This window comes from Schlesneria sp. (assembly GCF_036405755.1).
GTDB lineage: Bacteria > Planctomycetota > Planctomycetia > Planctomycetales > Planctomycetaceae > Schlesneria > Schlesneria sphaerica.
Window position 1 is genome coordinate 1 of sequence record NZ_DASWWZ010000491.1, and the last position, 5,277, is coordinate 5,277.

7 protein-coding genes and 1 pseudogene are annotated in these 5,277 nt (G+C 55.7%); 3 read left to right on the forward strand and 5 right to left on the reverse strand.

What is annotated here, in order from left to right:
- The 5 genes from VGE80_RS16500 to VGE80_RS16520 form a co-directional block, all read right to left on the reverse strand.
- Nucleotides 1-385, reverse strand: a 385-nt coding sequence (locus VGE80_RS16500) for an ATP synthase F0 subunit B (protein ID WP_440593431.1), incomplete at its 3' end; no start/stop codon positions are given.
- 47 nt (nt 386-432) lie between these two features.
- Nucleotides 433-756 (reverse strand): ATP synthase F0 subunit C, encoded by a 324-nt coding sequence (atpE, locus tag VGE80_RS16505; RefSeq protein ID WP_373650532.1) that lies wholly within the window; start codon nt 754-756, stop codon nt 433-435.
- 61 nt (nt 757-817) lie between these two features.
- Nucleotides 818-1,804: a F0F1 ATP synthase subunit A gene (gene atpB, locus VGE80_RS16510; protein ID WP_440593432.1), complete on the reverse strand. Its 987-nt coding sequence runs from the start codon at nt 1,802-1,804 to the stop codon at nt 818-820.
- Nucleotides 1,805-1,844: 40 nt separating this feature from the next.
- The gene (locus VGE80_RS16515; RefSeq protein WP_373650530.1) at nt 1,845-2,234 is read right to left on the reverse strand and encodes a hypothetical protein; all 390 of its coding nucleotides are present in this window, start codon (nt 2,232-2,234) and stop codon (nt 1,845-1,847) included.
- 21 nt (nt 2,235-2,255) lie between these two features.
- Nucleotides 2,256-2,492, reverse strand: a complete 237-nt coding sequence (locus tag VGE80_RS16520; RefSeq protein WP_373650529.1) for an AtpZ/AtpI family protein — start codon at nt 2,490-2,492, stop codon at nt 2,256-2,258.
- A 303-nt stretch (nt 2,493-2,795) separates the two neighbouring features.
- Between VGE80_RS16520 and VGE80_RS16525 the strand changes: the two genes are divergently transcribed.
- The 3 genes and pseudogenes from VGE80_RS16525 to VGE80_RS16535 all read left to right on the forward strand — a co-directional run.
- Entirely contained in the window at nt 2,796-4,343 is a 1,548-nt protein-coding gene (locus VGE80_RS16525) for an MFS transporter (protein ID WP_440593433.1), read from the forward strand.
- A 43-nt stretch (nt 4,344-4,386) separates the two neighbouring features.
- Nucleotides 4,387-4,980 (forward strand): 3-isopropylmalate dehydratase small subunit, encoded by a 594-nt coding sequence (leuD, locus tag VGE80_RS16530; RefSeq protein WP_373650527.1) that lies wholly within the window; start codon nt 4,387-4,389, stop codon nt 4,978-4,980.
- A gap of 33 nt (nt 4,981-5,013) precedes the next feature.
- Nucleotides 5,014-5,277 (forward strand): annotated as a pseudogene (locus tag VGE80_RS16535) (AarF/ABC1/UbiB kinase family protein); the annotation flags it as partial.

Below are 5,277 nucleotides of genomic sequence, written 5' to 3' on the forward strand. Positions count from 1 at the left end.
CAAGCTTCAGTTCGTGTTCTTTGAGCAGTGCCTCGGCTTTGGTGCGAGATACTTCGGCGTCAGCAATGTTCTGCTGAATGCCTCGTTCCCGCTCGCTCAAACCTGCCCTGAGTGGCCCCCAGGCACCGACTCGAAGCACGACCAGGTAAACGGCAAAGGTAATCAATGAGAAAAAAGCAAGATCCTTGCTGAATGTCATTGGCAACCCGCCGTGCTCCCCGTGCCCGCCCTCAGCGTGTGCGTCACCATGGGCACCGTCAGGAGTATGCGCCGCGTCTCCATGTGCATCCGCATGGACAGGATCCGCCGCGAATGCAACCTGAGGTGCATGCAACGCAACGCACACCATGGCCACAGCAACAAATTGCGAGATGATCCGAAACATACCCAGAACTCTCAGACAAGAAACAGTACGGACGATAGGGACAAGCATCACTGAGCGATGTAAGGACGGTAGCCAGTGTTGTTGAGCATGCAGACGATCAGGGCGAAGAACGTCGCACCTTCGATCAGAGCGGCTGCAATGATCATGGCGGTCTGGATGCTGCCAGCGACTTCTGGCTGACGAGCCATCCCTTCGACAGCGGCAACACCGATACGGCCGATACCGTAAGCAGCACCACAGATCACAACAGCGGCACCGAAAGCAGCGGAAAAGTGAATTCCACCAGCACCACCTTCAGCGGCGAAAGCGGGCGCGGCGAAAGCGAAAACCAAAGCGATACCGTAGCACAACACTCGCAGATTCTGACTCACGTTAACTCTCCTGACCGGGAAACTTGGGACAAACCCAAAGACATTTGGCAAACCGAAAACATTAGTGAGGATTCACTGCCGCACTGATGAATAACGACGTCAACAAAGCAAACACATAGGCTTGAAGGAACGCCACGAACAGTTCCAGCAAACCGACACCCACCTGAGCGAGGATACTGGCAGGCGTGACCAGGTTCCACAAGAACCCATCCACGACTGCAATAAAGCCCAGGAAGACACCCAGCACTGTGTGACCGGCCATGATGTTCGCAAACAATCGAACAGCCAGAACACCGTGCTTGATCAGCAGACCACCAGCTTCGATGATCCAGATCAACGGCAACAGGAGGACCGCGATCGGACCGGGCAGATCCATATGAGGCACAAGTGACTTCAGGAAGCCACCGAAGCCTGACTTTTGAGAACCGAAAAAGACCACATGCAGGAATGTCACCGCAGCAAGCATTCCTGTGACATTAATATCTGCCGTCGGTGAACCGAGCAACGGGATCGCCCCGAGCAGGTTACAGAACAGAATGTAGAAAAAGACACTCCAGACATAGGGCAGAAATTTATCGGCAGGATGACTGACATCAACCGCCGCATAGCCCGAAGGGGTCAAGGCGACATGACCACCCGCGAGTACTGCGTCAGCACCGGAGTGTGACTGACTGAGTACGACCGCCGGACTGCCGTGTGAAGTGTGAGAATTTCCGTGATCCGCATGAGCATGATCTGCGTTGCCGTGATCATCATGATGATCGTCGTGGGGGTAGCCAATCGATGGTCGGACGATCTCGTCACGAACATACAGCGCCAGCATTTCCCAGAAGTTCCAGAAGCCACCCTTAACTGGCGTACCGTTCTTGACCCGTCCAGCGAGCCCCCGGAACACAAGAAAGACCAGAACGGCAGCCACGATCTGCAAGACCATATACTTGGTCCATCGCCCCGGGAGCACCAGGTGCTCACCGCGACCAAGCAGATCGAGAACAAACCGGGGCAATTCCCAGACTTGACCGTCTCGTACGTGATGAAATGGATCCATATGCGCTGCCAAACCTACAAAAAGGCACAAGCTGCCAGACTCAACCGGAACTGGAGGGTGACAAGACCAGCCACGTCTCCAAAGCCAGCGCCACCATATATGCAGTCAGCAACCAGATCGTAAACTCGTAGAAGCCTAGATCCGGCCGCAGATTCTTAACCGCCAACACACCCACCAGCACGAAGATCATTCGATTCATCATCGCCACGAGGACGAGATAAACAGCAAGCGACCCCTGCTTGACGAGCCCACCGATGAGAATTGTGAGCCAACCGGGAATCAGGCACAGTAACCCGGAGATCACAACCCCTTCAACACCCTTGGGACCGACCCATTGAAATGCAACCGCGGCAGCAAGACCGCTCAGCCCAACCATCACCAGCGTGAACAAAGCCTGACGCCAGAGCAGGGAACGCAGGTCACCCCTCACGCTATTCCTTCTCCCCAGACTTCAGACCCTGGAATTCATATCCTTCACCAGCCGAAGCAACTCGAGCATCGATACAGCAAAACCGAGAGCGGCACCCAGCACCAGCAACCACGGACCCGTATTGAACTGAGTATCCAGCCACCAGCCGACTAACGAAGGAAATGCCATCTGCATCCCGATGGACGTCACCCTCGTCGCCAGAACGTAACCCCGAGCAACTGCACTGCGACCATCGCGATCATTATCGCTCTGCGTCATCTGCCAGCCTCAGCAACGGCTTAAGGTTCGTTCAGAAAGTCGGAATCCTATCCATGTGGAATTCGCCTGTCAAAGCAAGTGGTTTCGTGTCAGGAGAATTCTCATTTTTGAGGCATCGCAATCGCGACGATAGCCAAAGTCGGCAAGCCGCGATTCCGCTCCTGACGATTATCGGGCGCCTTGTCTGGCCTGTTTGGTCCTTACATCGCGTCTTAGTTGTGGGTGAAGCGCGCAGGGCTTAAACTCTGGGTTCCGCGTCCCTGCCGTTCCATCCTGCCGAGAGACACCCTCTGAGGAGTTTTCATGTCCGCTCCCGCCCCGTCTACTTCTGCTGAGCCGCTTCGACTGACCAGTACGCAATGGCTGATCTGTATTATCGCGGCAATTGGATTCGCATTCGATATCTACGAACTCTTGATGCTGCCGCTCGTCATTGCGCCTGCGTTGAAAGAGCTCGGCAATATTACACCCGCCAATAAAGAACTCTTCGCGTTCTGGTTCGGCTTGCTGTTCTATGTTCCTGCCGTTTGCGGGGGGATCTTCGGCCTGCTGGGTGGTTATCTGACAGACCGGCTTGGCCGCCGCCGTGTCTTAACCTGGAGTATCCTGCTCTACGCGTTCTCCGCATTTGCAGCGGGATATTCAACCAACTTGCCAATGCTGCTTTTCTTCCGCACGACGACGTTCATCGGTGTCTGTATCGAGTTCGTGGCCGCTGTCGCCTGGCTGGCAGAACTTTTCGACAACCCGACACAGCGCGAAAAGGTACTTGGCTATACCCAGGCGTTCTCGTCCATTGGGGGATTGCTGGTCGCGATTGCTAACGGACTGATTCTTGTCTACGCCGGCAAGTTGCCGCAGATCGTTTTGCCTGGATTCTTAAATCTGTTCGGTGGGGAAATCGCTGATCCACACGCCGCATGGAGATACACGCTGATGTCCGGTATTATTCCGGCCATCCCTCTGATCATCATCCGCCCATTTCTTCCCGAGTCCCCCAAGTGGGCCCAGAAGAAAGCTGCTGGAACACTGCGTCGCCCCAGTATTGCTGAGCTGTTCTCTGCCGAACTGCGAACCACGACTCTCGTGACGACCGCCATGTTTGCCTGCAGCTACGGAGTCGCTTTCGGTGCGATTCAGCAGATGCCACAGATCGTCGGTGGAATCGATGCCGTGAAAGCAGAAATGGAGACACGCGCCAGCGCGGCAAAAGAAAAAGCCCTTGCCAGCGCAGCAGGCCAGGAGGACGCCGCGGATAAAGCCAAGGCAGCCGCTGGTCAAGCCGCCGGCAAGGCTCGCCAGGAGAAAGCCGCCGAGTACACGAAGGCCCAGGAAATTGGAGGTCTTGTCGGCCGTTTTGCCCTGGCAGCGCTTGTGGTCGTCTTCGCCAGCCGCAGGAACCTGCTCCGTGTCTTCCTGATTCCAGGACTGATCCTCACGCCGCTGATCTTCATCGCGTTCGCTCAAGGGAAAGACACGACTTTCTTCAGCGCCGATATCAGTTGGATCCCCGGGTTCCACGGATTACATATCTCGTTGCTGGGAATCGGGATTTTCCTTGCCGGATTCTTCACCGTAGCCCAGTTCAGCTTCTGGGGTAACTACCTGCCGCATGCCTATCCGATGCACCTGCGTGGCACTGGTGAGAGCTTCGCCGCGAACATTGGCGGCCGGATGATTGGAACGCCATTCGCCGCCGTCACGCAATATCTTGCACTTCAATCATTTGTTCCCGGAGCATCACCGGAAGCCAAGACCGCCTATGTCGCTGCGGGGGTGGCTGGCACGTTGTTCCTCCTCAATCTCATTCTGTCGTGCTTCCTGCCAGAACCGAAGCCCGAGCACGACTGATCTGATATTCTGCGAATAGCCTCTTCATTGACTGGAAACGATTATGAAAAGCATTACTCAGGTAACGGGAACCGGTGTTCCGTTGCTGCTCGACGACATTGATACCGATCGCATCATTCCTGCCCGCTTCCTGCGGTGCGTTACGTTCGACGGACTTGGCGAGCATGCCTTTGAAGACGATCGATTGCAGGACAAGTCCCACCCGTTTGACGATCCACGATACAAGTCAGGCTCAGTCCTGATCAGTGGTCGCAACTTTGGCTGTGGCTCTTCCCGTGAGCACGCTCCACAGGCTCTGATGCGCTGGGGAATCAAGGCGATTATCGCCGAATCCTTTGCCGAGATTTTCTTCGGTAACTGCACGACTCTGGGCATCCCCTGTGTCTGTGCTGCTCGTGCCGACCTGGATCGACTGAATCGCATGGTGGCGGACAACCCCGTGCAGTTGATCAAGGTGGACCTGATGGCTAAGCAGATCCAGGCAGGGGACCTGACGTTCCCCGTGACGATCCTCGAAAGTGCAAGATCCTCACTGACCACGGGCAACTGGGACTTTCTCGGTCAACTTCTCGAAGGAGCTGACGCCGTGAAGTCGTCCTCTGCGCAGTTGCCCTACATGAATTCCTTTAAGGCCTGAGTTGTCGTCAGTCACGAGTAACGGAGCATCCCTGTGGAAGCCAATCCTTTTCGGCTGCTCCGTAATCTCGGACGAACCAGTGAAATTGTCACTGTTCTGCTGAATCACGGCTTCGGCGATCTCGTCGACCGCATTGGGTTGCGGACGGTCTGGTATCGCTGGTGCCGTCTGTTCAGCCGGAACCCGGTTGAACCGATCAAGCACCTGAAGCAGGTCGAGCGGATCAGAATGACGCTCGAAACGCGTGGTCCGACTTTTATCAAGTTCGGCCAGGTCATGAGCACTCGTCCGGACCTT